This window comes from Thalassospira sp. SN3W (assembly GCF_038070535.1).
GTDB lineage: Bacteria > Pseudomonadota > Alphaproteobacteria > Rhodospirillales > Thalassospiraceae > Thalassospira > Thalassospira xiamenensis.
Genome location: NZ_CP121124.1, coordinates 1,118,919 through 1,143,040, shown reverse-complemented (window position 1 = coordinate 1,143,040; position 24,122 = coordinate 1,118,919). Strand labels below are relative to the sequence as shown.

Below are 24,122 nucleotides of genomic sequence, written 5' to 3'. Positions count from 1 at the left end.
ACGGTACGAACTGTACCCAGCGGGAAACGGGGAATAGATGTCGTCTAAGACTTCGAACGCTGAAGAGAAAAAGAACTCTTCTGAAACCGCAGACGGACCTCTTCTCGATACATATAAAGCGGCCATCAAGAAGCTCATTGCCAAGGGCAAAGAGAAAGGCCACATCTCGGTCGATGAATTGAACGCTGCCTTGCCGTCGGAGCATTTTTCCTCCGAACAGATCGAAGACGTGATGAGCAATCTCAACGAGATGGGCATCAATGTTATCGATGGTGAAGATGGGGACGACTCCGACGACGATGACGAGAAAGACTCGGATCCGAGCGGCAATATTTCTGAAGATGATGTTGGCCGTACCGATGATCCGGTCCGTATGTATCTGCGTGAAATGGGCAGCGTCGAGCTGCTGTCGCGCGAGGGCGAAATTGCCATTGCCAAACGTATCGAGGCTGGCCGTGACATGATGATTGGCGGGATTTGCGAATCCCCGCTGACCATTCGTGCGATCGTCAACTGGCATGATCAGCTTCAGGCTGGCAATCTTCTGCTTCGCGATGTGATCGATCTGGAAACCACCTATGGTGGTGGTCCTGATGCGGAAATCGCAGCCGCAGAAGGTGACGAAGCCGAAGAAACCGAAGGCGATGATTTCGAGGCAGCCGCCGTCGAAACCGATGTCGACGAAGACGAAGAAGCCGAAACCGAAACGCCAGAACCGACCGGTGCTCCCGCCAGCGACGAGGAAGAAGAGGACGACGACGAAGAAGAGTCGGACGAAGATTCCGAGGGTTCTGAAGGTGATGGCGACGATGAGGATGATGACGAGAACGAACAGGTCAACGTTTCACTTTCCAAAATGGAAGAGGAACTGACCGAGCAGGTTCTTGAGAAGTTCGAACTGATCGCCAAAACCTATGAGAAATTGCACAAGGCACAGGAACAGCGCCTTGTCGCGATGAACAAGGGCGAAAGCGTTCCGGCGGCGACCGAAAAACGTTATGCCAAGCTGAAGGGCGAGATGGTTGACCTGATGGAAGATGTTCACCTGAACAACTTCCGGATTGAGGAGCTGCTTGATCACCTGACCGGCCTGAACAACCGTTTGCTTGGCCTTGAAGGCAAGCTTCTGCGTTTTGCCGACCGTTGCAAGATCAAGCGTCCCGATTTCGTCAAACAGTATCAGGGCCATGAACTCGACCCGAACTGGATGGAACGCGTCAGCGAGTTGCCGGGCAAGGGCTGGAAGGCTTTCATCGAACGCTACCCGGATGAAATCGCGCAGCTGCGTGAACAGGTGGGCGGTGTTTCGGCCGAAGTCGGTTTGCCGATTGGTGAATTCCGCCGTGTTTACGGTGTCGTCAACAAGGGCGAACGCGAAGCGGCACGTGCGAAAAAGGAAATGATCGAGGCCAACCTGCGTCTCGTGATTTCGATTGCCAAGAAATACACCAACCGCGGTCTTCAGTTCCTCGACCTTATTCAGGAAGGCAATATTGGCCTGATGAAGGCGGTGGACAAGTTTGAATACCGCCGTGGTTACAAATTCTCGACCTATGCGACCTGGTGGATCCGTCAGGCGATCACGCGTTCCATCGCCGATCAGGCCCGTACGATCCGTATTCCGGTTCACATGATCGAAACCATCAACAAGCTGGTCCGTACCTCGCGCCAGATGTTGCATGAAATCGGTCGGGAGCCGACCCCGGAAGAGCTGGCAGAAAAACTGCAGATGCCGCTTGAAAAGGTTCGCAAGGTTCTGAAAATTGCCAAGGAGCCAATCTCGCTCGAAACCCCGATCGGGGACGAGGAAGACAGCCATCTTGGCGATTTCATCGAAGACAAGAACGCCGTTCAGCCGCTTGATGCTGCGATCCAGGCCAACCTGCGTGAAACCACCACGCGCGTTCTGGCATCGCTTACACCGCGTGAAGAACGTGTTCTGCGTATGCGTTTCGGTATTGGCATGAACACCGACCATACCCTCGAAGAGGTTGGTCAGCAGTTCTCCGTGACCCGCGAACGCATCCGTCAGATCGAGGCAAAGGCGCTGCGCAAGCTCAAGCATCCGTCGCGCTCGCGCAAATTGCGTTCATTCCTCGATTATTAAAAAATCTTGCGAGGTTCGGGCTTGACCTTGGCCCGAAAATCGCTAGTTTTCGGGACCGCGCCAAACAATTGGCGCGGTCTTTTCCATTCCCCTTGGGGGCCCGTAGCTCAATTGGTTAGAGCCGACCGCTCATAACGGTCTGGTTGGGGGTTCAAGTCCCTCCGGGCCTACCAAGGAGCAATACTCATATTATATGAGTATTGCTCCTTGGTCCCAAACCTCCCAGATTTTCCGATGAAATTCCCCTAATTCCCAAATTGTCATAACTCGGGGTTATGGCTTTGGGTCCATTAGTCGTACAGGAGATAGAATCGGAAGGGATGCAGATCGCTGTAGTCAAGGAGCGCGTGTAAGCCATTCGCCGAGTTCTTTGTTCGCAACAATCAAACCCTCGCGATTGATTACTTTGCGCGCAATGGCGCTGGAGACAGCGCGCGTTCGTTTGTTCAGTACAATGCCCATTTCGTTCTGGTCCTGAGACTCTACTTCGAGTTTGTCATAAAGCGATAGTAAGCGGTTCTGGACGGTGCGGAGCGACAGTTTCCGACGCATGGCAATAGCTTTGTCAGGAAGACCCAACGCCAAATCAAGTAATATCAGATATTCGAATTCTGTCAGCGCACTGCGGGAGCGCATTTGCTGGGCCTGTATCTGATGGACTTCGCGATCAACTACAATCTGGGCTTCGATAAGGACGGCACGCAAAGCCAATCGCATCTTGTCCTGCGTCGCGGTTTTCAGAACATATCCATATGCTGCCTGATCCGGGACAATCCGTGTAATCCCCCGCAAATATGCCTCATCCGAATAGTTTGACCAGAAAAGTATTCTGCTGTCCGGACGTTCTGCCCAAATGGTTCGTGCCGCTTCGATGCCGTTATGCTCCTTCATGCGCAGGTCCATCACGATTGCCGAAATCTGATGCTGATGCGCCAACGTTTCGGCTTCTTTGCCATTATGCGCCAGTAGTATTTCGTCAAATTCGGGCAATGCATGTTCAACGATTTCCATCAGGAAATCTGCATGCATGTTGTCATCTTCAACCAGCAATATTTTCATTCACCGTTTCTCCTTCTTGTCTGGTCGTTTGATGCAACTGAATTGTTACTTGTGTACCGTCCGAGGTTGACAGGTCATATTTTGCACCGATCAGTCGGGCGCGTGTTTTCATGTGTTCCAAGCCACTGGACGGTTTTCTGGGTTGAGGCCGGAAGTTTCCATTATCTGAAACCTTGATGGTCAGGCAATCATCCGCACTTTTAGCAATCGAGACAGAAACAAGAGACGCATTTGAATGCAGGACCGCGTTATTGATGGCTTCCTGACATATGCGAAAGACCGCAATACGCGTTGTTTCAGGCAGCAGGTCAATCGCGCCGTCTGTCTGATCATCCACCTTGAACTGCATAACGCTGTCATAGCTTACGGCGCGTTCAAGATGCGTCTGTATCGCGTGATGGAAGCCAAACAAGTCGAGAATGGAAGGGATAGAGGTATCAATAATATCGCGCAGTCCCTGAATCATGTTTTGGACTTGCTGCTGCAATCTTAAATACTGTGCTTCGCTCAGACCGGGGCGGAGGTCCCTCGCAATCCGCGTCAGATCGGCCAAAGTTTGATCATGCAGGTCCATCCCGATGCGCTGGCGTTCTACCTCAAGTGCATCGGTAAGGCTCAGTGCACCAAGGCGCAGGCCCTCTTCGCGGGCAAGGATTTCAGCGCGAATGATGGCTTCCTTGTTGGCCTTTTCATTGGCGCGCAAGGCGTAGAAATAGGGGGCCAGCATGTCTGCCAGGATACGCATCTGTTCCAGGTGGCTTTGATTGTAAAAGTCTTCCTTCTTCGAGGAACAATTCAACGAGCCAACGACTTCGCCAAGTACCTTCATCCCGACACTGACGCGACTGCGAAGTTGATGGTCAATAATTGGGGCGCTTGCCGCGCCGGGAAAAAGGAAACGCTGGTCCTGAAGGGCATTTCCCGTCAATAGATGATCTGTTTTACCCAGCAAAATGTCGCGGATAGGGGCCTTGTGCACGTTCGAGCGCATCTTGCTCCAGGCCGTTTCAACGCCGACCTCATAGGCGGTTGCCCAGCTCTTGTCCGTGTCAATCAGACATACATCAAGGTGATCAAACTCGATAATCTTCTCGATCTCGGTTTTGACCGAGCTTAATGCCGAGTGAATATCGAGATTGCCCGCAAGTAAATTGGATATGCGAAGGTAATGAGCAAGATCCGACATGGGTGGTTTCCTCCAGCTCTTCAATAATATTCACAGGCAATTCTCTTGTCTTGCGGGAACCCGCAACTTGGATGCGTAACACCGTATGCGTTCTGCGGAAACTGCTCTTTACGATTTAATCGGATCATATGAAGATTGCGTCATGGTTATGTGTGTGCCTTTGCGGGCATCCACGGATGCATTGCCGGTCGACGGCAAAGAAAGAAACTAAACAATAAGTCACATGCTGACATCAGGGGGAATGCTCGATCCACTCAGACACTGAGTGAGAACGAAATTTCTCTTATAGCCATCTGAAGTTCCGCCATTTCTGTTCGTTGATCAGAAGTGTCCGATCCGGCATGCGGCAAACGAGACGTCAAGAACTTGCACAATGCGGGCAGGGGCGCTGACCTGCTGAGGAAGCGATAAAGAACAGCGCATCCAACGGGAGGACTACCATGAAAAAACTACTGACTATGACGACCGCCGCTGTCGCACTGATGGTGGCTGCACAGGTTGCGTTTGCTGGCCCCGATACGGTTGCCGGTCCGGGTGCGGATCCGTCGTGCTTCACGCCTGTTTCCGATGACACAGCCTACTTCCAGTGGCCTGCACGCGAGGGGCCCTACAAGATTGCGCTTGTGAATGGCTTTATTGCCAATGATTGGCGTGTTCAGATGATTGCCGTTGCCAAAGCCTATGCAGCACAGCCGGAAGTCGCTGCTGAGATAGAAGAATTCAAGGTTGTTTCTGTCGGCGAAGACATCGCGGCACAGATTGCAGCGGCCAACAACTTTATCGATCAGGGCTTTGACGCAATTATCATCAACGCCAACAACACGCGCGCATTCGGATCGGTGGTGCGTAAGGCCAACGAAGCCAATGTCGTCATTCTGTCGTTTGACAACGTGATTGATGATCCCAACCAGATCGCGATCAACGTTGATCAAAAAGGGCTTGGCATGTCGGCCGGGAAGTTCCTTTTGGAGCAAAGCGGTGATGGTCCTGCCAAGTTCCTGCATGTGCGTGGCCCAGCTGGGCAACCTGTAGACATCGCACGGAATGAAGGTTTCCACGAGGTAATCAAGGAATCCGGACGCGATATCGAAGTCGTCGATGTTGTTGGCAACTGGGCACCTGGTGACGGTCAAAAAGTGACAGCAGATGCCATTGCTGCCGGTGGCGTATTTGACGGGATTTATGTTCAGGGTGGTTCACAAGGTGTCGCGACCGCGATGCTTGATGCAGGCGTATTCAAGGCGCCGATTTCCGGGGAAACTGAGAACGCGTTTCGCCAGCTTTGCAACAGTGCAGGACTTGCCTGCCAGTCAGGCGGGACAGGACCAGCACAATCATCAGTGACGATTAAAACCGCAATTGCGGCCCTGAAGGGTGAAGTCGTTCCATCGCAAATCGCGCTGCCGACATCGATTTCCTATTCACCGTTCAAGGAAGGTGTCGAGATGTTCCCAAAACTGCCGGGTAGCTTCTTTGCTGGCAACAATTTCGAAGCTTGCAACATTGGCTTCACGGCAGAGGAAATCGCGTCTCAGACGGGCGAGAACAACTAACAAAAATAAACGACTGGATACCGTCGATGTCAGGTTTGGCATCGGCGGTATTCAATAACGTTAGGAAAACTGCCGTGTCAGAGAGCAAATCTCCCTATTTATTATCCATGTCGGGCATAACCAAACGTTATGGCGGTGTCCGCGCACTTGAAGATGTCAGCTTTGATACGCAACGCGGATCAATCCATGCGCTGCTTGGTGAAAACGGGGCCGGGAAATCAACGCTGATCAAGATCCTTTCGGGCGTCGTACAGCCCGATAGCGGCACGATCGAGATCGATGGCAAACAGGTCAGCTTTGCAAATCCGCAACAGGCCAATGATCTTGGCGTGTCATGCATATTTCAGGAATTGTCCCTGTTGCCGGACCTGACGGTAGCAGACAATATTGGCATCACCCGTCCGCCACGCAAATTCGGGATGATTGATTACCGTGCACAGCGGCGCATCGCCGAAGAGGCGCTGGCGCGGGTCGGCGGTGAAAACATTGATCCAATGGAAACCGTCAGCAATCTGTCGCTTTCTCGACGTCAGATGGTGGAAATCGCCAAGGCACTGGCCCGTAATCCCAAAATTCTGATCCTTGACGAAGCGACATCCGCGCTGACAGCGGCCGATGTCGAAAAGGTCTTCAAGATGCTTCATCGCCTTCGCGATGAGGGGATGGCGATCATCTATATTTCGCACCGCATGCCCGAGATTGCCGAACTGGCAGATACCTGCACGGTTTATCGAAACGGCACCAAAGTCGAAACGTTCAAGAATGGCACGAAATCCGACAGTGCGGTTGTCGAGATGATGATCGGTCGCAAATACAGTAGTGTCTATCCCGCCAAAAGCAGCAGACCTGCGGCCTCCGAGCCAATCCTTAAGGTCACCGACTTTTCGTGGAACGATGAACTCAATGGCATCAATCTGGAAATGCGGCCGGGGGAAATCGTCGGGCTTGGCGGGCTGGACGGGCAGGGGCAACGTCAGCTGCAATTGGGGCTGTTTGGCACCCTGATAGGCGCAACCGGATCGGTGGAAATCAATGGCGAGCCGGTAAAACTGAACAGCCCCAAGATGGCGAAGGCGGATGATATCGGTATTGCTCTGGTGCCTGAAGACCGCAAATACGAAGGTCTGATGTTGTCGATGACTGTGCGCGAGAACCTGTCCTTTGCTGCGGTCGAAAGAATGAGCCGGATGGGCGTTGTTGATACACGCGCAGAAGAAGCCGCAATCGACGAGATGGTCGAACTTCTCAAGATCAAGGCAGATGGCATTGACGGGCCTGTCGGAGCACTTTCCGGCGGTAACCAGCAAAAGGTGGTGATCGGCAAGTGGCTGATGACCAAGCCACGCATCATTCTGCTGAATGATCCGACACGCGGGATCGATGTCGGCACCAAGCAGGAAATCTATCAGTTGTTGCAGAAACTGGCGGCAGAAGGATGTGCAATCCTTTTGTATTCCACCGATTACGATGAACTGATCGGGTGCTGTGACCGTGTGCTGGTCATGTATGACGGCAGAGTTGTTCGAACTCTTGCTGGTGATGATCTTAACGAAACAAATCTGGTTTCAGCTGCGCTTAACCTGCCCGAACAGGTTGCGGCCCAACCTGAACCAAAAAAGATACAGGGAGCATCGCTATGAATGTGGGCTCAGAACCAGCAGATATGGTTTCACGACAAAAGTATTTTGGCTGGGTTGGTCGCTTGTCAGCAGCGCAGCGCGGTGTTCTGATCGCAATGCTGATCTTTGCCACCATGTTCATTGTCTATGGCTGGAAGCAGGCGGCGGGTCTGTCGCCCAACATGATAAACACCGCTGCCAACAAGGGCGCGTTGCTAGCACTTGTCGCCATGGCGCAAACCTTGCCGGTTATTACCCGCGGGCTGGATTTGTCGGTGGGCGCAACCTTTGTTCTGGCAAACTGCCTGGCATCGACGATTGTTGTCGGTGGGCCAATTGAAACCACGTTCGGCATTTTTGGTGTGCTGTTGCTTGGGCTGGCATGTGGTGCGGTAAATGGTGTGATTATCGTTTATGGCCGGCTGCAGCCACTGATTGCGACGCTTGCCACTAGCGCGGTCTATTTCGGTATCGCGCTTGCCATTCGGCCGCAGCCGGGCGGGTTGGTCAATTTTGAACTAGCCGATTTCATGACGCGTTCGACATTTGCCATGCCACACACGGTTTTGCTGTTGCTGGCTGTGGTTGTGTTTATCTGGATCCCGTATCGCCGATCGGTCTTGGGACGGGCGGCATTTGCCATCGGTTCATCCGAGCAGGCGGCTTACATGTCTGGCATTCCGATCAATCGGGCAAAGATGCTCGCCTATAGCCTGAGCGGGTTGTTGGCATCCATCGGCGGCATCCTTTTGACGGCGCTGACCTATTCCGGTGCAGCGAAGATGTCGATTGCCAACGAGTATACGCTTAATTCCATCGGGGCTGTTGTCATTGGGGGCACGTCATTGTTTGGCGGTGTCGGGAGTGCGGTTGGCTCGATTTTCGGTGCGTTTGTCATGCGAACCGTTGGGGATCTGTTGATCGTGTTTGACATCAATCCTGTCTTGCAGCCGCTTTTCGTCGGCGTCGTACTGCTTGTTGCGGTCAGTCTCGGTTCGCTGCGCGTCCTGAGAATCAAGAACAGACTAGATATTTATCGGTAAGGCAGAAAAATGAGTGTTTCAGGCGTAATCGCAAGGCAGTTTGATCGGGCAACGCTTATTGCGTTTGCATGTGTGGTTGTTCTGCTTCTGATCGGGGCCATGGTCGAACCGGCCTTTCTGTCACCGAAATATTTGATCCAGCAGCTCCACACCGCCTCCTTTCTTGGCGTCGTGGCAAGCGGTGTGATGCTGGTCATTTTGCTGGGGCATATTGATTTGTCCATTCCCTGGACCATCGGTGTGGGTGGCATGATGGCAACCGGTGCCACCGGGTTCCTCGGGCCGGAATGGGGCGTTACACTTGCCGTCCCATTTGGTGTTCTGTGTGGGGCACTGATCGGGACTGTGAATGGCTTGGGCGTGGCTTATCTGCGTGCGCCGGCCATGATCTTTACGCTTGGCATGAATGCAGTCGCACAAGGTCTTATGGTTTATCACACTGGTGGTTTTGCCCCGCAGGACCGTGCAACCGAATTCATGCGTGAACTGGCGGTGGGGCATTTCATCCCGGGCATTCCCAATCCGCTTCTTATCTGGATCATTCTTGGGGCTGCAATCGTCTTTATGCTGAACCGATCGGTCCTTGGCCGGAGGATTTATGCGGTCGGAAATCAGGAACGTTCTGTCTTTTTAAGTGGCGTTGATACGCGCAAGGTTATTTTGGCGTGCTTTATCTTTTCCGGCGCATGTGCGGCACTCACCGGCGTCCTGTTGGCAGGGTGGGCGAACCGTTCATACCAGGCGATGGGGGATCCGTATCTGTTGCCGACAATTGCGGCGATTATCCTTGGTGGAACCAATGTTCTGGGCGGGCGTGGCAAATATGTTGGAACGATTGCCGGCGTTATCTTGATTACGATCCTGCAATCAATGCTCTCGGTGGTGCAGCCACAAAGGTATTTTGCCCAACTCGGTGTTGATATTCCCGCCGATACCTTCCGTCAGGTGGTCTTTGGCGTGGTTATCATTGGAATGTTGTTGATTTATGGTCGGCAACAGTTGGTACGGTGATCGCGTCTGTGATTAAGGATGCAAAACTTCTGACACCAGGCGAATGAAGCAAAGGACTTTCCATTGGCTAGCTGTGCCTCAGACAAACATGAAAAGGCATTCTGTATGACGGAACCCTATCAGGTTATTGACCGTCGGTTCCGCGACCTTGTGTTGGCAAATGTCAGGCTCAGGAAACTCTCTGGCGGGCACTTGTGGACAGAGGGACCGGTTTGGTTCCCTGCTCATCAGTGCCTGCTGTTTTCTGACATCCCCAACCAGAAAATCTATCGTTGGATGTGTGGCGGATCGGTCAATGTTTTTCGTGACCATTCAGACTTTGCCAACGGGAATACGACCGATTTGAACGGACGTCTTATTTCCTGCCGGCACGGTACAAGGTCGGTTGTGCGCACCGAACATAACGGGTCAATCACGACGCTCGCGGACGGGTTTGAGGGCCATCGGCTTAACTCGCCAAATGACGTCGTCGTCAAATCCGACGGTTCGATCTGGTTTACAGACCCGACCTACGGGATATTGTCGAACTATGAGGGGTATAAGGCCGTACCAGAGCAGAAATACAACAATGTATTTCGCCTTGATCTAGCCACGGGTACGTTGACCAGTGTGACATCGGAGTTTCGTCAACCAAACGGGCTAGCGTTCTCCAACGATGAAAAGTTGCTTTACATCGCAGAATCAGGAAGCAGCCACGACAGTTCCATCCCGGCGGTCATTCGTGTTTACGACGTGGTGGATGGCAACCGGCTTGAAAACGGTCGTGAATTTGCTGTGATCGATAACGGTCTACCTGACGGGATCCGAGTTGATTGCCATGGAAATGTCTGGAGTTCTGCGGCGGATGGCGTGCATTGCTTCGATCGTGCGGGCACGTTACTTGGCAAGATTCTGGTGCCCGAAACAGTGTCGAATTTAACGTTTGGCGGCGCGCGCGGAAACGAGATTCTTATGACGGCAACGACAAGTGTTTACGCCATCCATGTCAACAGCGAGGCATTGGTTCGGTGACTGTCCGAATATGACGCCCAGCATCAGGCTTTTTCTTTGGGTTTTTCAACAGAGTCGCGTTCGACCATCAGGCATTCGACCTTGATCTGGTTTGGTGTCGCCAGAAGACCACCAACGCTGTCGATCAGCAGTTCGGCACCAATTTCACCCATTTCGTAGTGCGGTAGAATAAGTGTCGTAAGGGCAGGGTGCGTGTGCTGGGCGATTTCGCGATCGTCAAAGCCGATCACAGCCACATCATCCGGGATGCTTTTTCCGAGTTCGCGCAGCGCGTCAAAACAGCCAAGTGCCATCAGGTCATTGGCGCAGAAAATCGCATCTGGCGGATTGTCGAGTGCCATGAGCTCATGTGTCATCGAATAGCCGGTGGACGGTTCCCAGTTGCCCGGACGGACAAGTGTTGGGTCAAACGGGATGTCGTTGCTTGAAAGTGCCTGGCGGTATCCCTTGAGGCGATCGCGCGAGGCATCGACACCTTTTTGGCCGTTAATGATCGCAATGCGTTTGCGACCGGCTTGTATCAGGCGTTCTGTTGCTGCCCGTCCACCCAGAAGGTCACCCGGCAAAACAGACGGAAGGGTGCGCGTGCTGTCGTAGCAATTGACAAGAACGGTTGGTTTCTTTGACAGGGCCGCTGGTAATTCCACCAGCCGGGTAAGAATCGTACCGTAAATGATCCCGATGACGTTCGAGTCTGCGAGCTGATTGACGATGCTTGCCTCAATGGTCGCATTGCCGTGGCTGACCGCGAGGCAAACATTGATCCCGTATTCCAGGGCCTTGTTGTGCGCCCCTTCAAAGGCCAGCGCCATCCAGGGGTCGGTGCTGATTTCATCTGCAATGAAGATAATGACTGACCGTGACTTGTTACTTGGCGCGACCTGATTCTCACGCCGAACAAGCTGATAGCCAAGTTTGTTCGCAGAATCGATTACGCGTTGGCGTGTTGATTCAGTCAGTTTGGCGGGGCTCCCGTTCAGGACCAGCGAGACTGTTGCCTGCGATACGCCAGCCATTGAGGCAACATCCATCATCGTCGGGCGATTTTGGCCACCGTAATGTTTCTTTTGCGACATTGAACTCGTTTTGCCTCTGGTCTTTTAGCCAACCGATACTTTGCAGTGATTGCGTCAGATGGTGCAAAAACGAAGGATAGACAGCGTTTTCACCTTTAGAATTGAACGGGTTGGCGAACACCTAAAACCACCAAGCCGACATTGGTAATACCTTTTCAAGCCGATCAAGACAAGCCGTCTGCCGCGCCTGCAGCATAATTAGTAATCAGTCTTCCGGTTGAATTTATATCGACATTCTATCCTGAGGTTACTTGACTCCATATTATTAATTAATATTATTAATTCAATAGGGAGGATAATTAATGAAGATTTTGATCACGGGTGCAACGGGAAAGGTTGGAAAGGCATTTCTGGCCGCATTTCTTGATAACCAAAGATACTCATCGGCCAAGGTCGTGGCACTATGCCACAACCGCAGGATCGAGACGAGTGAACGGGTGGAGGTTATTGCGGGGTCTCTGTCCAGCCCGGATGCTGTTGCGCACGCGATGGATGGTGTCACCCACGTTCTTCATATGGCCGCGGTGAAAGAAAGCCCCGATCTGGTCATTGATGTTGCGATCAAGGGAATGTTCCTGCTTCTGGAGGCTGCGCGCCAGTCGCCGAGCCTAAAGCAGTTTGTTTTGATTGGCGGGGATTGCTCTGTTGGGCATATTTTCAAGGAATATCCGGCGCCAATCACAGAAACCTCCCCGAGGCAGGCTTATAGCGGCTGCTATGCGCTGACCAAGGTGCTCGAAGAGGTAATGATAGAGCAATACCAGATCCAGTATGGCCTGAATGGCACCGTTTTGCGTGCGCCCTGGATCATGGAAAAAGACGATTTCAAGTATGCGCTGTCGTTCGGTTCTGACCAGTTTGGTGGCCCGATCTGGAGCGACTTGATCAGCGCAGAAAAGGCTGCGCGCCTTGCAGAGGGCAATTTTGTGCCGTTGATGCGCGACAGAACTTGCGCGCCTCTTAAGCGCAACTTTGTTCATGTCGATGATCTGGTTGCGGCCTTGATGGCGGCGCTCGATCATCCTGCGGCGATGCAGGAGCTTTTCAATATCTCTATGAACGAGCCGGTCGACTACGCGCAGGTGGCAGATTACCTGGTGCGCACGCGTGACATGGAGCCAGTGGAAATTCCCACACCGTTTCACAGCAACTGGCTTGATAACACCAAGGCGCGGCAAGCATTAGGTTGGCGGCCGCAAGTAGATTTCGAGGAGATGATCGAGCGGGCCTGGGCGTATGAGAGAAGCCCGAGCGATCCTCGGAAAATCTGGTATCCGGGGTGATCAGTTCCGGGCCAGACCAACTAGGGAGAGCTAAACGTGAAACATAAAATGTTATTAACTCTCACATCTGCGCTGATTTTTGCGACAGGTGTTGGCGCTGCAAATGCCGATGGGAAAAAGACATTGGCCATTGTGGTTAAAGGCTTGGATAACCCGTTCTTCGAACAAATCAATCTGGGTTGCCAGAAGTGGATGTCGGAGAACATGGACTCTGAATATGAGTGTTTGTATACGGGGCCTGCATCCAGTGCTGATGAGGCGGGTGAAGTCCAGATTGTCGATGATCTGCTGACCCGCGGTGTTGCTGCAATCGCAATTTCGCCGTCAAATGCGCCGGCAATGGCAAACCGAATTCGTCAGATCAACCCGAATGTTCCGGTGATGACCATTGATGCAGATTTTCTTGAAAAAGATCGCGATTTGCGCGCGACCTATCTCGGAACCGATAACTATCTGATGGGGGTGAAAATGGCCGAAGAAGCCATGACGCTTAAGCCGGATGGGGGGACGGTATGTTTGCAGCTGGGGAACGTTGCGGCGGACAATATCAACGCACGCGCCGCTGGCTTCCGCGACACGATTTCCGGGGCAAAAGGGACCGAGCGCCTTGCGAGTAGCAATGGCTGGACGGAAATCGAAGGTTGTCCGGTCTTTACCAATGATCAGGTGGATCTTGCCAACCAGCAGATGGCCGACACCTTTACGGCAAATCCCGATCTTGATGCCTTCATTCTGATCGGTGGTTGGGCGCAGTTCGCGCCACAGGCCTACGCTCAGGTTACCGATCAGGTTATGGATCGGCTGAAGTCCAAGGAATTGATCCTGATTGCAGGCGATACACTTCCTCCGCAGACCCAGGCATTCCGCGATGGACGCAGTCATGCGCAGGTCGGTCAGCGTCCGTTTGAAATGGGGTATCGGGCGCCTGACGTGATGATCGAACTGATCAATGGCAAAAAGGTAGATGATCCACTCTATACGGGGCTGGATGTTTGCAATCAGTCGGATCCGGGTTTTTGCGCGGATAACTAATACCAATCCTTGATGAGCTGAGCCGGATTTGTTGATCAGATCCGGCTCGATTTTTATCCGGGCTTACAAAGGGCGGAAGACAACGTGACAAAAACAAAAATCAACTGGGGCATTCTTTCGACGGCCAATATCGGCGTGGAGAAAGTTATTCCGGCAATCAAAAAATCACCCTCGTCGAATGTGCTGGGGATTGCATCACGCAATGCAGGGCGATCGGCGAGGGTGGCCAATGACCTTGGGATTCAAAAGTCTTACGCGTCTTACGAGGCGTTGATCGCTGATCCGGAAATTGACGCGATTTACAACCCGTTGCCAAACCACATGCATGTCGACTGGACGCTGGCTGCGGCACAGGCGGGCAAGCATGTGCTGTGTGAAAAGCCCATCGGGTTAAATGCACGCGATGCAGAACGGCTACGTGCGTGTCCGAAAAATGTGTTGGTCGCAGAGGCCTTTATGGTGCGCTACCACCCGCAATGGATACGTGTGCGCGAGATGGTCAGAAGCGGTGAGCTTGGTGAGGTCAGGGCGATCCAGGCGGCATTCAGTTACTTTAACGATGATGGTCAGGATATCCGCAACAGGCCCGAGGCCGGCGGTGGTGCCATCATGGATATCGGTTGCTATCCGATCACGGCGGGCCGGTTTTTGTTCGAAGACGAGCCGTTACGCGTCATGGCCCTGATCGATCGAGATCCCGCATTCAAAACCGATCGGATGGCGAGTGTGGTTGCGGACTTTGGTGGCGGCCGGCAATTGTCATTCATGGTTTCAACGCAGTTGTGCCCGTATCAGACCTTAAACGTGTTTGGTACGAAGGCGCGGGCTGAAATCATGATTCCGTACAACGCGCCTGCAGATAAGGAAACCGCCCTGATTGTCGATGCGAGCGAGAGCCTGGATGGTAGTCTGGCTGGCTGCGAGATCCTGCCAGCGTGTGATCAGTATGCCGAGCAGGCGGAAAAGTTCGCGCAGGCCATTTTGACAGGAACAACCTTGCTATACGGCATCGAGGATTCGATTGCCTCCATGCGTGTTCTTGATGCGGTTTTTGCGAGCGAAGAGCAAAAAACGTGGATTAATCTGTGATTAAAGTCATCAACTTACGCAACCCTGGGTGAAAAACACTTGATCCATAATTATTAATGATACTATTAATTATATTCCGCGCAGATAATTTATAAATACGGTGGTGCGGATCGTTAATCGGGAGGATTAAACGTATGAAACTTGCAACAACAATCGCAACCCTCGGCCTGTCAATGGTTCTGGCTGGCGGGGCGTTTGCACAAGAAAAGCAGCAGCTTGCATTCGTGGTGAATGCTGCTTCGGACTTTTGGAAACTGGCAGAAGCCGGGGTCGAGGCAGCACAGGCAGAACTACCCGGGTATGAGCTGCAATTCCGGTATCCTGCACAGGGAACGGCAGCCCTGCAGAATGCGCTGATGGATGATCTGGTCGCCGGGGGAACGGATGCGATCATGATTTCGTCGGCCGATCCAAAGAACTCTATTGATGCGTTCAATCGCATTGCGGCCCAGGTGCCGCTCTTTACCACCGACAGTGATGCCCCGCAAAGTGATCGCATCGCCTATCTTGGATCATCCAACGTTGCGGCAGGCGTCCAGGCCGGTGAAATTGCCGTGAAAGCACTGCCAAACGGCGGAAAATGCATGGGCTTTGTCGGGTTCCTTGGTGCCGACAACGCGATTGAGCGTATCGCCGGTTTCCGTCAGGCGGTTGAAGGTAGCGGTATCGAGCTTGTCGATGTGCGTGGTGATGATGTCGACTTTGCGCGTGCGCGTTCAAACGTCGATGACGTGCTTGCGGCAAATCCTGACATTGATTGCATGGTCGGGTTCTATTCCTACAACCCGCCCAAAATTTACGAAGCATTGCAAGCCGCTGGCAAACTGGGGCAGGTGACCGTTATTGCCTTTGATGAAGACCCTGTAACGCTTGGCGCGGTGCGCGAAGGCAGCTTTGCCGGAACGGTTGTTCAGGACCCGTACCAGTGGGGTTATCAGGGCATGCACCTGATGGCGGATTATCTTGAGGGCGATATGTCGAAGGTGCCCGCAGATGGCTTGATCATCGTGCCGACCCAGGTGATCGACAAATCCAATGTCGATGAGTTCGAGGCCGTCGTTAAGGAAAGAATAGGCGGGTAATTTTCTTCCCCCTGCCTAGCGAGCGGACGCACGAAATCTGCGAGTGCGCCCGCTCGCACCTTTCCAACGATGTCGAATGGACATTGGGGAGCCGAGTACATGAGTGCAGTGCATGGGCTTGATCTGCGACTTGAAGGCGTCACCAAGGTTTATCCCGGTGTGGTGGCCCTTAATAATGTTTCATTGCAGATCAAAGCAGGAGAAGTTGTCGGGCTTCTTGGTGAAAACGGGGCCGGAAAGTCAACCCTGATGAAGATTCTTGGAGGGTTGATTACCCCGACATCCGGGAAAATTATCCTTGATGGTCAGCAGTACGACGCGTTTGACGTCAAACAATCCCAACAAGCGGGAATCGCGTTCGTCCATCAGGAACTGAATGTTTTCGATAACATGGATGTTTCCGCAAACATCTTCCTCGGTCGGGAGGTGGTGCGAGGTCCTCTTAGGCTGACCGATCGCAAAGCCATGAATAAAATGGCGGAGCCACTCATCGAGCGTGTTGGCGCGCCATTCAAGCCGGAAACACCGGTTTCCACATTGTCCCTGGCGGAACGTCAGTTGCTGGAAATTGCCAAGGCCTTGTCGATGAATGCGCGGTTGGTCATCATGGATGAGCCGACGTCAAGCCTCACACTTTCTGAAACCAACATGCTGCTTAAGGTCATTGCCGACCTTAAGGCGCAAGGGATTGCAGTTGTCTATATTTCACACCGCCTGAGCGAGGTGGAGGAATGCGTTGATCGCGCGGTTGTGCTGCGTGATGGTCGAAATGTCGGGGAGCTTGAGCGCGACGCGGTCACGCATGATGCGATGATTCGCATGATGATCGGACGGGAGCTCAAGGCACTTTACACGCCACCGTCGGTGCCTGCGACCAACCCCATTCTGTCTGTCAAAAACTTTGCGATCAAAAGCAAGCCTGATCGCACTGCCGGTTTTGATGTGATGGCTGGCGAAATCCTTGGCGTGGCGGGCTTGATCGGGGCAGGTCGCACAGAGTTGGCCGAGGCAATATTTGGTGCCAATGACAAGCTTGGCGGAGAAATTCTGATTGATGGCAGAAAGGTCGAGATCAATAGCCCAGCCGATGCCATCGCAGCAGGGCTTTATCTTGTGCCGGAAGACCGCAAGCGGGCCGGGTTGATCCTTGAGTTTCCGATCTTGGAAAATGTCACGATGGCCAACTTGCCGGCGTTCACATCATGCGGGCTTGTTTCCCGGAAACGTCAGATCGCGGTTGCAGAAGCGCAGCGCACTACATTGGCGATCAAGACACATGATGTTCGCCGGGTTGCCAATGAAATGTCTGGTGGCAACCAGCAAAAAGTCGTTCTGGCAAAATGGCTGTCCATGGATCCGAAAGTCATCATTTTCGATGAGCCGACACGGGGGATCGATGTCGGTGCAAAAGCCGAGATTTATGGATTGATGCGATCACTGGCCGACCGCAGAGTAGGGGTGATGATGATATCGAGCGATATGGAAGAAGTAATCGGGGTTTCAGACAGGATTGTCGTGATGAAAGACGGGTTGATTACAGGGGAATTGCCGCGCTTTCGCTTTTCCGAGAGCAATGTGCTCAATCTTGCTGTCGGTAAAGTGCTGGAAGAGGCCTGAGAAATGCAAAAAAAAGATATCGGTCTTGGCATTCTGATTATCGTGGTTGGCGCAATCGTCTATATCCGCAACCCGCTATTCCTTTCGCCCATCAACCTTGGCAATACGGCAAATCTGATTGGCCTGTTTGGCCTGTTTGCCATTGGCCAAGGGTTTGTCATCATGACCGGCGGTATTGATCTTTCGGTCGGATCGGTGATCGCGTTGCTTGGTGTGTTATTCGTCGACATGGTCGGTAAGTTCGGCGTTCCCTGGCCGCTGGCCATGGCGATCATCATAGGCCTTGGTGTTCTGATCGGGCTGGCGCACGGTATCCTGATTACACGATTTAGGCTGCAGCCATTTGTCGTTACCTTGTGCGGGCTTTTGATTTATCGCGGTATCGCGCGTGGATACACTGCTGAATCAACAGCGGGGTTTCCTTTTGGCTCCAGCTATCCGCAGCTCGAATGGCTTACAATCGGGCGGAGTTTCGGGGTTCCGCACTCGTTCCTTGCGATGCTGATTGTGGCGGCTCTGATGTGGGTTGTTTTGCATCACACTGTTTTTGGTCGTCACCTGTGCGCTGTCGGTAAGAATGAGGAAGCTGCACGCTTTTCGGGGATAAACACTCGGTTTGTCACGGTTATGGCATATGTGATCTGTGCCGTGCTCGCATCCATCGCGGCAATATATTTCGCAATGTTCACCAAGTCAGTCCAACCGTCTTCGCACGGTAATTTTTACGAGCTTTATGCAATTGCGGCGGCTGTTTTGGGCGGGTGTTCTTTGCGCGGGGGCGAAGGTTCAGTGATCGGGATCGTTCTTGGGGCTGTGTTGCTACAAGAACTGCAGAACCTGGTGAATTTGCTGGGAATTCCATCTTCGCTGAATTTCGCAGTGATGGGCGCTGTGATTTTGCTGGGTGTTCTGGCAGATCAGCAATTTGCGGCGTATCGCACCAGAAAAAATACCGAGAGAGCGTTGGGCTTGCTGCAAAAGCCATAAATCACAAAAGAAAACCGTCTGCTTGTTATCACGTTAAGTGAACCCGCAGGGAAGGGGAGGGCTGTTTATGAATGTGCTTGAACTTAAAAACATATCCAAACGTTATGGCGCTATTCAGGCACTCGATAACGTGTCCCTTGCCATTGCGCCGGGCGAAGTAGTCGGGCTTATGGGCGATAACGGGGCTGGGAAATCCACCTTAGTCAAGGTGATTGCGGGGAACTTTGCGCCGACGTCGGGTGATATCCTTATTTCCGATCAGAAAGTGGCGTTTCACAAGCCGTTGGATGCGCAGAAAGCTGGTATCGAGGTCGTCTATCAGGATCTGGCGATTTGCAACAATCTGAGTGCAGCGTCGAATGTGTTTTTGGGACGTGAGCCGACCCGAAGGATCGGGCCGATTAAGGTTGTTGATTATGCCTTCATGCGCAGCAAATCCGCCGAGCTTTTTGCGCGTTTGAAATCAGAAACCCGTCCACGTGATCTGGTACACAAAATGTCTGGCGGGCAACGTCAGGCGGTTGCGATTGCACGCACCCTTTTAAGTGACGCCAAGATCGTTCTGATGGACGAACCCACGGCTGCGATCTCCGTTCGGCAGGTGGCGGAAGTCCTGAACCTTATCCGGCAGCTTAGTGATCACGGTATTTCTGTTGTTCTGATCAGCCACCGGATGCCGGATGTCTTTGAGGTCGCAGACAAGGTTGTTGTCCTGCGGCGCGGAGAACTTGTTGCGGACAAGAAAGCTTCTGATTCATCGCCAGAAGAAATTACAGGCCTGATCACTGGCGCGATTGAGCATGCATGAGTGGACATGAAAAAGGAACAATGAATATGGCAACGCCAACTCTTGCAGAAGTCATCAATCGTTCTCAACATCACGGATTGATCGCGCGGATCACAAGTCAGCAGATTTTCTGGGTGTTTATGGCAGCTGTATTTGCCTGCCTGGCATTGACGCTCCTTACCGATAGTTTCGCAACCGAGCGCAACCTTTTTAACGTGACCCGCAACTTTGCGTTTGTCGGGATTATCGCCCTTGGCATGACAGCCGTCATTGCCTCCGGCGGGATCGACCTTTCTGTTGGCTCTACGCTAGTGATCTCTGCGATGACGGTTAGCGTTATCATGTCGGCTGGAATGCCATTTTGGCTCGGTTGTCTTGCCGCACTTGGCATCTCGCTGCTTGTGGGGGCGGTCAATGGTGTGCTGATTGCCTATGCGGGAATGCCGCCATTCGTGGTCACGCTCGGCATGCTGTCGGTCGCACGCAGTTTGGCGATGGTGCTTTCTGACAACAAAATGATCTATGAGTTCGGTCCGGATCATGACTTTTTGTTGTGGCTTGGCGGCGGTTCGACGCTTGGCCTTCCACATCCGTTGATCATCATGGTGATTCTGGCATGCCTGACGGCTTTCGCGTTCCGGCATTTACGTTGGGGTCAGCACTTGTTCGCGATTGGCGGGAATGAAAACGCGGCAGTTCTGACCGGCATTCCCGTCGCGCGCATCAAAGTCAGCGTTTATATGTTTTCAGCCCTGATGGCAGGTATTACCGGGGTTCTGGAAGTTGGCTGGCTCGGTGGGGTTACGACTAATCTTGGTCAGGCCATGGAGTTGACTGTCATTGCCGCCGCTGTCATCGGCGGTGCCAATCTTGCAGGTGGCGGAGGTACTGCATTTGGTGCTGTGGTCGGTGCATTGTTGATTGAAGTGATCCGCAATAGTCTGATTTTGCTGGGTATCAGCACGTTCTGGCAGGGAACGTTTGTTGGATCGTTCATCGTGATTGCCGTAGCGTTTGATCGCTTTAGGCAGAGAAAGTCGTAGACTTACAAAAGTACTATTAGAGAAATGTCACATTTTCTGTCAATTCCGCAGCTTTTTGTCATCTTTTGTGTCAATACGTGTCAACTTATCTGGTAAACGGAAACGCTAAGTAATTGATTTACTGAAAAGTCGGATGTCATCTTTTGTGGCACCTGACAGGAGCAATACTCATATAATATGAGTATTGCTCCTTGGTCCCAAACCTCCCAGATTTTCCGATGAAATCCCCCTAATTCCCAAGTTGTCATAATTCGGGGTTATGCAGCAACGTTTCCACATTGCCGATGCTATGATCCGAGGCCTGCATCAACGCATATCTGATCTGATTACATCGCATATTGACATATCGGTAAATTCCGATATCTTCGTGTCATGGAAATGATCGATATATTCAAAGCCCTCTCGAACCGTACACGCCTTGAGATCCTCAAAGGCTTGAAAGAGCCTGCGAAGAACTTTCCTCCACAGGATGAAGGTGACGTTGATACGGTTGGAGTTTGCGTCAGCAGCATTCAGGAAGGTGTCGGACTGTCGCAATCGACAGTGTCCGATTACCTTGCGACGTTGCAACGGGTGGGTCTGGTCGAGGTCAGGCGCATCGGGCAGTGGACCTACTACAAGCGGAACGAAGCAACCATCCGCGCTCTTGCCGATGCCATCGGAAAAGAGCTGTAGTTTTTTTGCTACAATATATCGATAAATTGCGATATCCCTTTTTGCCGAAATGAGGTACCAAAATGAAAGCCCAGATACTCAAATCCTTTGGCGGTCCAGAAGCATTCGAACTTCAGGATGTCGCCAAACCAGTCCCGCAGGCTGGACAAGTCCTTGTCCGTGTCCATGCAACCTCCATCAATCCGCTGGATTATCAGGTTCGGCGCGGCGATTATAGCGACTTGGTCCCCTTGCCGGCCATTACCGGTCATGACGTATCCGGTGTTGTCGAAAGCGTCGGACCGGGCGTGACCAGCTTCGTTCCGGGTGATGAAGTCTGGTATACCCCGCAAATATTTGACGGCGACGGCAGCTACGCCGAATACCATGTTGCGTCCGAAAACATCATCGGCAGGAAACCCAGCTCGCTCAACCATCTCGAGGCAGCAAGCCTGAGCCTGGTTGGCGGAACGGCATGGGAAGCCCTGATCGGGCGTGTCGCCTTAAGAGTGGGCGAAAGCATCTTGGTTCATGGCGGTGCTGGTGGCGTCGGTCACGTTGCAATCCAAATCGCGAAAGCCATCGGTGCCAAGGTCTTCACGACGGTACGCGAAGAGAACTTCGAATTCGCACGCAGCATCGGCGCGGATGTGGTTATCGACTACACCAAAGAAGACTATGCCAGCGCCATTTTGCGTGAAACGGATGGCCAGGGCGTCGACGTCGTATTTGATACCCTTGGTGGCGACACATTGTCCCGCAGTCCGGACGTGCTGGCACAACTTGGCCGCGTTGTCTCGATCGTGGACATCGCACAGCCACAGAACCTCATTGAAGCATGGGGAAAGAACGCAAGTTTCCACTTCGTTTTCACACGTCAAAACCGCGGAAAGCTTGATGAGCTTAGCACGTTGGTTGAGCGCGGTCAGCTTCGGCCACACGTTGGCGCGGTCTATTCGCTTGAAGACATTTCACGCGCCCATGCGCGGCTTGAAACCCGCAACAACGGTGTCCGTGGAAAGATCGCGATTGCAGTTGATCCGTCAGCTCATCGTGCAAGTCAGGACTCCTGACCACTGAACATACGTTGAAAGGTGCAACCATGATTTATGAGATCGCCCAGTTGCCCGTGCACAAGGAGCAAACTGAATCTTTCCGGCATGCATTCGCCGAAGTTGTTCCGTTGCTTACACGTGCACAGGGGTACCGCGGTCACTTGCTTGCGCAAGGGATCGAAATACCCGAACTGTTCCACCTGATTGTGCGGTGGCGCTCACTCGAAGACCACACACCGGGCTTTGAGGAGAGTGAAGACCATCAGACGTTTATGACAGGCCTAGAACAGTATTTTTCGGAAGAACCACAAGTCTATCATATCGAAGGCGAAGCTTTTATCTCAAACAACGGAGATGACTTGAGGAATAGTAGCTCCGGTGAGTTGTGGGCATAAAACAATCGGGTGGCTGTTGGATTTTCTAACAGCCACCCGTTTCCTGACCGCAAATTCGTTTGTCACATCAGTTGGCAACGAACTTCAAAAGATCGGCGTTAAGTACATCCGCATTTACGGTCAACATTCCGTGCGAAAATCCTGGGTAAGTTTTCAAGGATCCGTTCGGTAGCAACTTAACGGCTTTCAAAGCGGAGGCAGCAATCGGAACAATCTGATCGTCCTCACCATGTAGCACCAAAGTTGGCGCGTTAATCACTTTGAGGTCGTCAGTCAGGTCTGTTTCCGAAAATGCTTTGATACCATCATAATGTGCCTTGGCGCTGCCCATCATGCCTTGGCGCCACCAGTTTTGGATCACGCCTTCGCTTGCAGCCATGCCTTCGCGATTGAAACCAAAGAACGGACCGGATGGAATATCGCGGAAGAACTGAGCACGGTTGCCTGCCAAGGCGGCCCGGAATCCATCGAAAACTTCTAATGGCGTGCCTTCGGGATTTTGCGCAGTCTTCAACATCAGCGGTGTGATGGCAGCAACAAGAACAGCTTTGGCCACCCGACCTGCGGGCTCTCCATGTCGTGCTACATACCGGGCAACTTCGCCGCCGCCTGTGGAGTGGCCGATGTGAACAGCGTTGCGCAAATCAAGGGCATTGGCGACGGCGAACGCATCTGCTGCATAATGGTCAATATCGTGGCCTTCGGAAACCTGTTCGGATCGACCGTGCCCACGACGGTCATGTGCCACAACACGATATCCCTTCGACAGGAAAAAGATCATCTGGGCATCCCAGTCATCTGAACTGAGAGGCCAGCCATGGTGAAACACTATTGGCTGGGCGTCTTTTGGACCCCAGTCCTTGTAGAAAATCTGTACGCCGTCGTCAGTTGTAATGTAACCCATGGTATCTTCTCCTGTGGGAAGAGGTTGAAGCGTGGTGGCTGCTGCATGCGATGTGCCCAACGGAATGGCTAAACTTGCGGCGAGAGCTGCGGCAGAGATAAGTGCATCTCGTCGGTTTAACGTGAAGATGGGATCGTTAGTTGGCATGAAATAACTCCCGGAATAATTCAAAGGCTGAAAAGTAGACGGGAGGATTTCTGACCTTTTGCAATCTGGAGAAGATACCTAACCGTCTAAGAACCGTCTGTGATGGTCACTTCAGAGATCGGAAACGCGAACCAAATTGGTTCAAAATCAAGTTCCGATTTAGGTGCGAAATACACGCAAATGGTCGTGCGTAAATTTCCGCAAGGTCTATAAGAGTATTGATATCACTTGATTTTAAGGGGCGGTAGTCGGTCGGGAAGGAAAGCTGTGTCGCAAAAAACGCAACGGCATGCCGCGCAACTTGACCGGTGTGAACAGGTTCAATTGTCAGGAACGAGAAGCCCGAGCCGGGGGCTCGGGCTTCGTATCCGAGGCAATCGGG

21 protein-coding genes and 1 tRNA gene are annotated in these 24,122 nt (G+C 52.6%); 18 read left to right on the top strand and 4 right to left on the bottom strand.

The window, feature by feature from the left end; genetic code table 11:
- The first annotated feature begins 37 nt into the window (after positions 1–37).
- Both rpoD and P8T57_RS05045 read left to right on the top strand, forming a co-directional pair.
- Positions 38–2,107 carry an RNA polymerase sigma factor RpoD gene (gene rpoD, locus P8T57_RS05050; RefSeq protein ID WP_341364797.1) on the top strand — a complete coding sequence of 690 codons (2,070 nt, stop codon included), beginning with the start codon at positions 38–40 and terminating at the stop codon, positions 2,105–2,107.
- Between the two features lie 96 nt (positions 2,108–2,203).
- Positions 2,204–2,280 (top strand) — tRNA-Ile (locus P8T57_RS05045).
- Positions 2,281–2,443: 163 nt separating this feature from the next.
- On the opposite strand, the gene P8T57_RS05040 is transcribed toward P8T57_RS05045, so the two are convergent.
- Both P8T57_RS05040 and P8T57_RS05035 read right to left on the bottom strand, forming a co-directional pair.
- Positions 2,444–3,166, bottom strand: coding sequence for a response regulator transcription factor (locus tag P8T57_RS05040; RefSeq protein ID WP_341364796.1), 723 nt, complete (start codon positions 3,164–3,166; stop codon positions 2,444–2,446).
- Positions 3,147–4,352, bottom strand: a complete 1,206-nt coding sequence (locus P8T57_RS05035) for a hypothetical protein (RefSeq protein WP_341364795.1) — start codon at positions 4,350–4,352, stop codon at positions 3,147–3,149. Before P8T57_RS05035 ends, P8T57_RS05040 begins: the two co-directional genes overlap by 20 nt.
- A 440-nt stretch (positions 4,353–4,792) precedes the next feature.
- Between P8T57_RS05035 and P8T57_RS05030 the strand changes: the two genes are divergently transcribed.
- The 5 genes from P8T57_RS05030 (at position 4,793) to P8T57_RS05010 (ending at position 10,589) form a co-directional block, all read left to right on the top strand.
- Positions 4,793–5,905: a substrate-binding domain-containing protein gene (locus P8T57_RS05030; protein WP_341364794.1), complete on the top strand. Its 1,113-nt coding sequence runs from the start codon at positions 4,793–4,795 to the stop codon at positions 5,903–5,905.
- Between the two features lie 74 nt (positions 5,906–5,979).
- Positions 5,980–7,545, top strand: coding sequence for a sugar ABC transporter ATP-binding protein (locus P8T57_RS05025; protein WP_341364793.1), 1,566 nt, complete (start codon positions 5,980–5,982; stop codon positions 7,543–7,545).
- A gap of 62 nt (positions 7,546–7,607) precedes the next feature.
- Positions 7,608–8,567 carry an ABC transporter permease gene (locus P8T57_RS05020; protein WP_341364792.1) on the top strand — a complete coding sequence of 320 codons (960 nt, stop codon included), beginning with the start codon at positions 7,608–7,610 and terminating at the stop codon, positions 8,565–8,567.
- 9 nt (positions 8,568–8,576) lie between these two features.
- A complete protein-coding gene (locus P8T57_RS05015) occupies positions 8,577–9,578 on the top strand; it encodes an ABC transporter permease (RefSeq protein ID WP_341364791.1) in 1,002 nt (333 codons plus the stop codon).
- Positions 9,579–9,683: 105 nt separating this feature from the next.
- Positions 9,684–10,589 carry an SMP-30/gluconolactonase/LRE family protein gene (locus P8T57_RS05010; protein WP_341364790.1) on the top strand — a complete coding sequence of 302 codons (906 nt, stop codon included), beginning with the start codon at positions 9,684–9,686 and terminating at the stop codon, positions 10,587–10,589.
- 23 nt (positions 10,590–10,612) lie between these two features.
- On the opposite strand, the gene P8T57_RS05005 is transcribed toward P8T57_RS05010, so the two are convergent.
- Positions 10,613–11,665: a LacI family DNA-binding transcriptional regulator gene (locus P8T57_RS05005; protein WP_341364789.1), complete on the bottom strand. Its 1,053-nt coding sequence runs from the start codon at positions 11,663–11,665 to the stop codon at positions 10,613–10,615.
- 302 nt (positions 11,666–11,967) lie between these two features.
- Between P8T57_RS05005 and P8T57_RS05000 the strand changes: the two genes are divergently transcribed.
- From P8T57_RS05000 to P8T57_RS04950, 11 genes are all read left to right on the top strand, one after another.
- Entirely contained in the window at positions 11,968–12,948 is a 981-nt protein-coding gene (locus P8T57_RS05000) for an NAD(P)-dependent oxidoreductase (RefSeq protein WP_341364788.1), read from the top strand.
- Positions 12,949–12,996: 48 nt separating this feature from the next.
- Positions 12,997–13,980: a substrate-binding domain-containing protein gene (locus P8T57_RS04995; RefSeq protein ID WP_341365363.1), complete on the top strand. Its 984-nt coding sequence runs from the start codon at positions 12,997–12,999 to the stop codon at positions 13,978–13,980.
- 84 nt (positions 13,981–14,064) lie between these two features.
- Positions 14,065–15,069, top strand: coding sequence for a Gfo/Idh/MocA family oxidoreductase (locus P8T57_RS04990; protein ID WP_341364787.1), 1,005 nt, complete (start codon positions 14,065–14,067; stop codon positions 15,067–15,069).
- 134 nt (positions 15,070–15,203) lie between these two features.
- A complete protein-coding gene (locus P8T57_RS04985) occupies positions 15,204–16,151 on the top strand; it encodes a sugar-binding protein (protein WP_341364786.1) in 948 nt (315 codons plus the stop codon).
- 99 nt (positions 16,152–16,250) lie between these two features.
- The gene (locus tag P8T57_RS04980; protein ID WP_341364785.1) at positions 16,251–17,768 is read left to right on the top strand and encodes a sugar ABC transporter ATP-binding protein; all 1,518 of its coding nucleotides are present in this window, start codon (positions 16,251–16,253) and stop codon (positions 17,766–17,768) included.
- A 3-nt stretch (positions 17,769–17,771) separates the two neighbouring features.
- Positions 17,772–18,755 carry an ABC transporter permease gene (locus tag P8T57_RS04975; protein ID WP_341364784.1) on the top strand — a complete coding sequence of 328 codons (984 nt, stop codon included), beginning with the start codon at positions 17,772–17,774 and terminating at the stop codon, positions 18,753–18,755.
- 67 nt (positions 18,756–18,822) lie between these two features.
- Complete coding sequence (locus tag P8T57_RS04970) at positions 18,823–19,563, top strand: ATP-binding cassette domain-containing protein (protein ID WP_341364783.1); 741 nt, start codon at positions 18,823–18,825, stop codon at positions 19,561–19,563.
- Positions 19,560–20,585 carry an ABC transporter permease gene (locus P8T57_RS04965; protein WP_341364782.1) on the top strand — a complete coding sequence of 342 codons (1,026 nt, stop codon included), beginning with the start codon at positions 19,560–19,562 and terminating at the stop codon, positions 20,583–20,585. Before P8T57_RS04970 ends, P8T57_RS04965 begins: the two co-directional genes overlap by 4 nt.
- 372 nt (positions 20,586–20,957) lie before the next feature.
- Positions 20,958–21,260, top strand: a complete 303-nt coding sequence (locus P8T57_RS04960) for a metalloregulator ArsR/SmtB family transcription factor (RefSeq protein WP_296994735.1) — start codon at positions 20,958–20,960, stop codon at positions 21,258–21,260.
- A 62-nt stretch (positions 21,261–21,322) separates the two neighbouring features.
- Entirely contained in the window at positions 21,323–22,312 is a 990-nt protein-coding gene (locus P8T57_RS04955) for a zinc-dependent alcohol dehydrogenase family protein (protein ID WP_341364781.1), read from the top strand.
- 29 nt (positions 22,313–22,341) lie between these two features.
- On the top strand, positions 22,342–22,689 hold the full coding sequence (locus P8T57_RS04950) for an antibiotic biosynthesis monooxygenase (protein ID WP_341364780.1): 348 nt from the start codon (positions 22,342–22,344) through the stop codon (positions 22,687–22,689).
- A gap of 67 nt (positions 22,690–22,756) precedes the next feature.
- Here P8T57_RS04950 and P8T57_RS04945 read toward each other — a convergent pair whose 3' ends face one another.
- The gene (locus P8T57_RS04945; RefSeq protein ID WP_341365362.1) at positions 22,757–23,593 is read right to left on the bottom strand and encodes an alpha/beta hydrolase; all 837 of its coding nucleotides are present in this window, start codon (positions 23,591–23,593) and stop codon (positions 22,757–22,759) included.
- Between the last annotated feature and the right edge of the window lie 529 nt (positions 23,594–24,122).

What these genes read in the sequence shown, in the direction of transcription:
- P8T57_RS04975 (WP_341364784.1), top strand. Translation starts at nt 17,772, where the DNA reads ATGCAAAAAAAAGATATCGGTCTTGGCATTCTGATTATCGTGGTTGGC.
- P8T57_RS04950 (WP_341364780.1), top strand. Translation starts at nt 22,342, where the DNA reads ATGATTTATGAGATCGCCCAGTTGCCCGTGCACAAGGAGCAAACTGAA.
- P8T57_RS04980 (WP_341364785.1), top strand. Translation starts at nt 16,251, where the DNA reads ATGAGTGCAGTGCATGGGCTTGATCTGCGACTTGAAGGCGTCACCAAG.
- P8T57_RS05040 (WP_341364796.1), bottom strand. Translation starts at nt 3,166, where the DNA reads ATGAAAATATTGCTGGTTGAAGATGACAACATGCATGCAGATTTCCTG.
- rpoD (WP_341364797.1), top strand. Translation starts at nt 38, where the DNA reads ATGTCGTCTAAGACTTCGAACGCTGAAGAGAAAAAGAACTCTTCTGAA.
- P8T57_RS05000 (WP_341364788.1), top strand. Translation starts at nt 11,968, where the DNA reads ATGAAGATTTTGATCACGGGTGCAACGGGAAAGGTTGGAAAGGCATTT.
- P8T57_RS04985 (WP_341364786.1), top strand. Translation starts at nt 15,204, where the DNA reads ATGAAACTTGCAACAACAATCGCAACCCTCGGCCTGTCAATGGTTCTG.
- P8T57_RS05030 (WP_341364794.1), top strand. Translation starts at nt 4,793, where the DNA reads ATGAAAAAACTACTGACTATGACGACCGCCGCTGTCGCACTGATGGTG.
- P8T57_RS04960 (WP_296994735.1), top strand. Translation starts at nt 20,958, where the DNA reads ATGGAAATGATCGATATATTCAAAGCCCTCTCGAACCGTACACGCCTT.
- P8T57_RS04965 (WP_341364782.1), top strand. Translation starts at nt 19,560, where the DNA reads ATGAGTGGACATGAAAAAGGAACAATGAATATGGCAACGCCAACTCTT.
- P8T57_RS05015 (WP_341364791.1), top strand. Translation starts at nt 8,577, where the DNA reads ATGAGTGTTTCAGGCGTAATCGCAAGGCAGTTTGATCGGGCAACGCTT.
- P8T57_RS04955 (WP_341364781.1), top strand. Translation starts at nt 21,323, where the DNA reads ATGAAAGCCCAGATACTCAAATCCTTTGGCGGTCCAGAAGCATTCGAA.
- P8T57_RS05010 (WP_341364790.1), top strand. Translation starts at nt 9,684, where the DNA reads ATGACGGAACCCTATCAGGTTATTGACCGTCGGTTCCGCGACCTTGTG.
- P8T57_RS04995 (WP_341365363.1), top strand. Translation starts at nt 12,997, where the DNA reads ATGTTATTAACTCTCACATCTGCGCTGATTTTTGCGACAGGTGTTGGC.
- P8T57_RS04945 (WP_341365362.1), bottom strand. Translation starts at nt 23,593, where the DNA reads ATGGGTTACATTACAACTGACGACGGCGTACAGATTTTCTACAAGGAC.
- P8T57_RS04970 (WP_341364783.1), top strand. Translation starts at nt 18,823, where the DNA reads ATGAATGTGCTTGAACTTAAAAACATATCCAAACGTTATGGCGCTATT.
- P8T57_RS05005 (WP_341364789.1), bottom strand. Translation starts at nt 11,665, where the DNA reads ATGTCGCAAAAGAAACATTACGGTGGCCAAAATCGCCCGACGATGATG.
- P8T57_RS05035 (WP_341364795.1), bottom strand. Translation starts at nt 4,352, where the DNA reads ATGTCGGATCTTGCTCATTACCTTCGCATATCCAATTTACTTGCGGGC.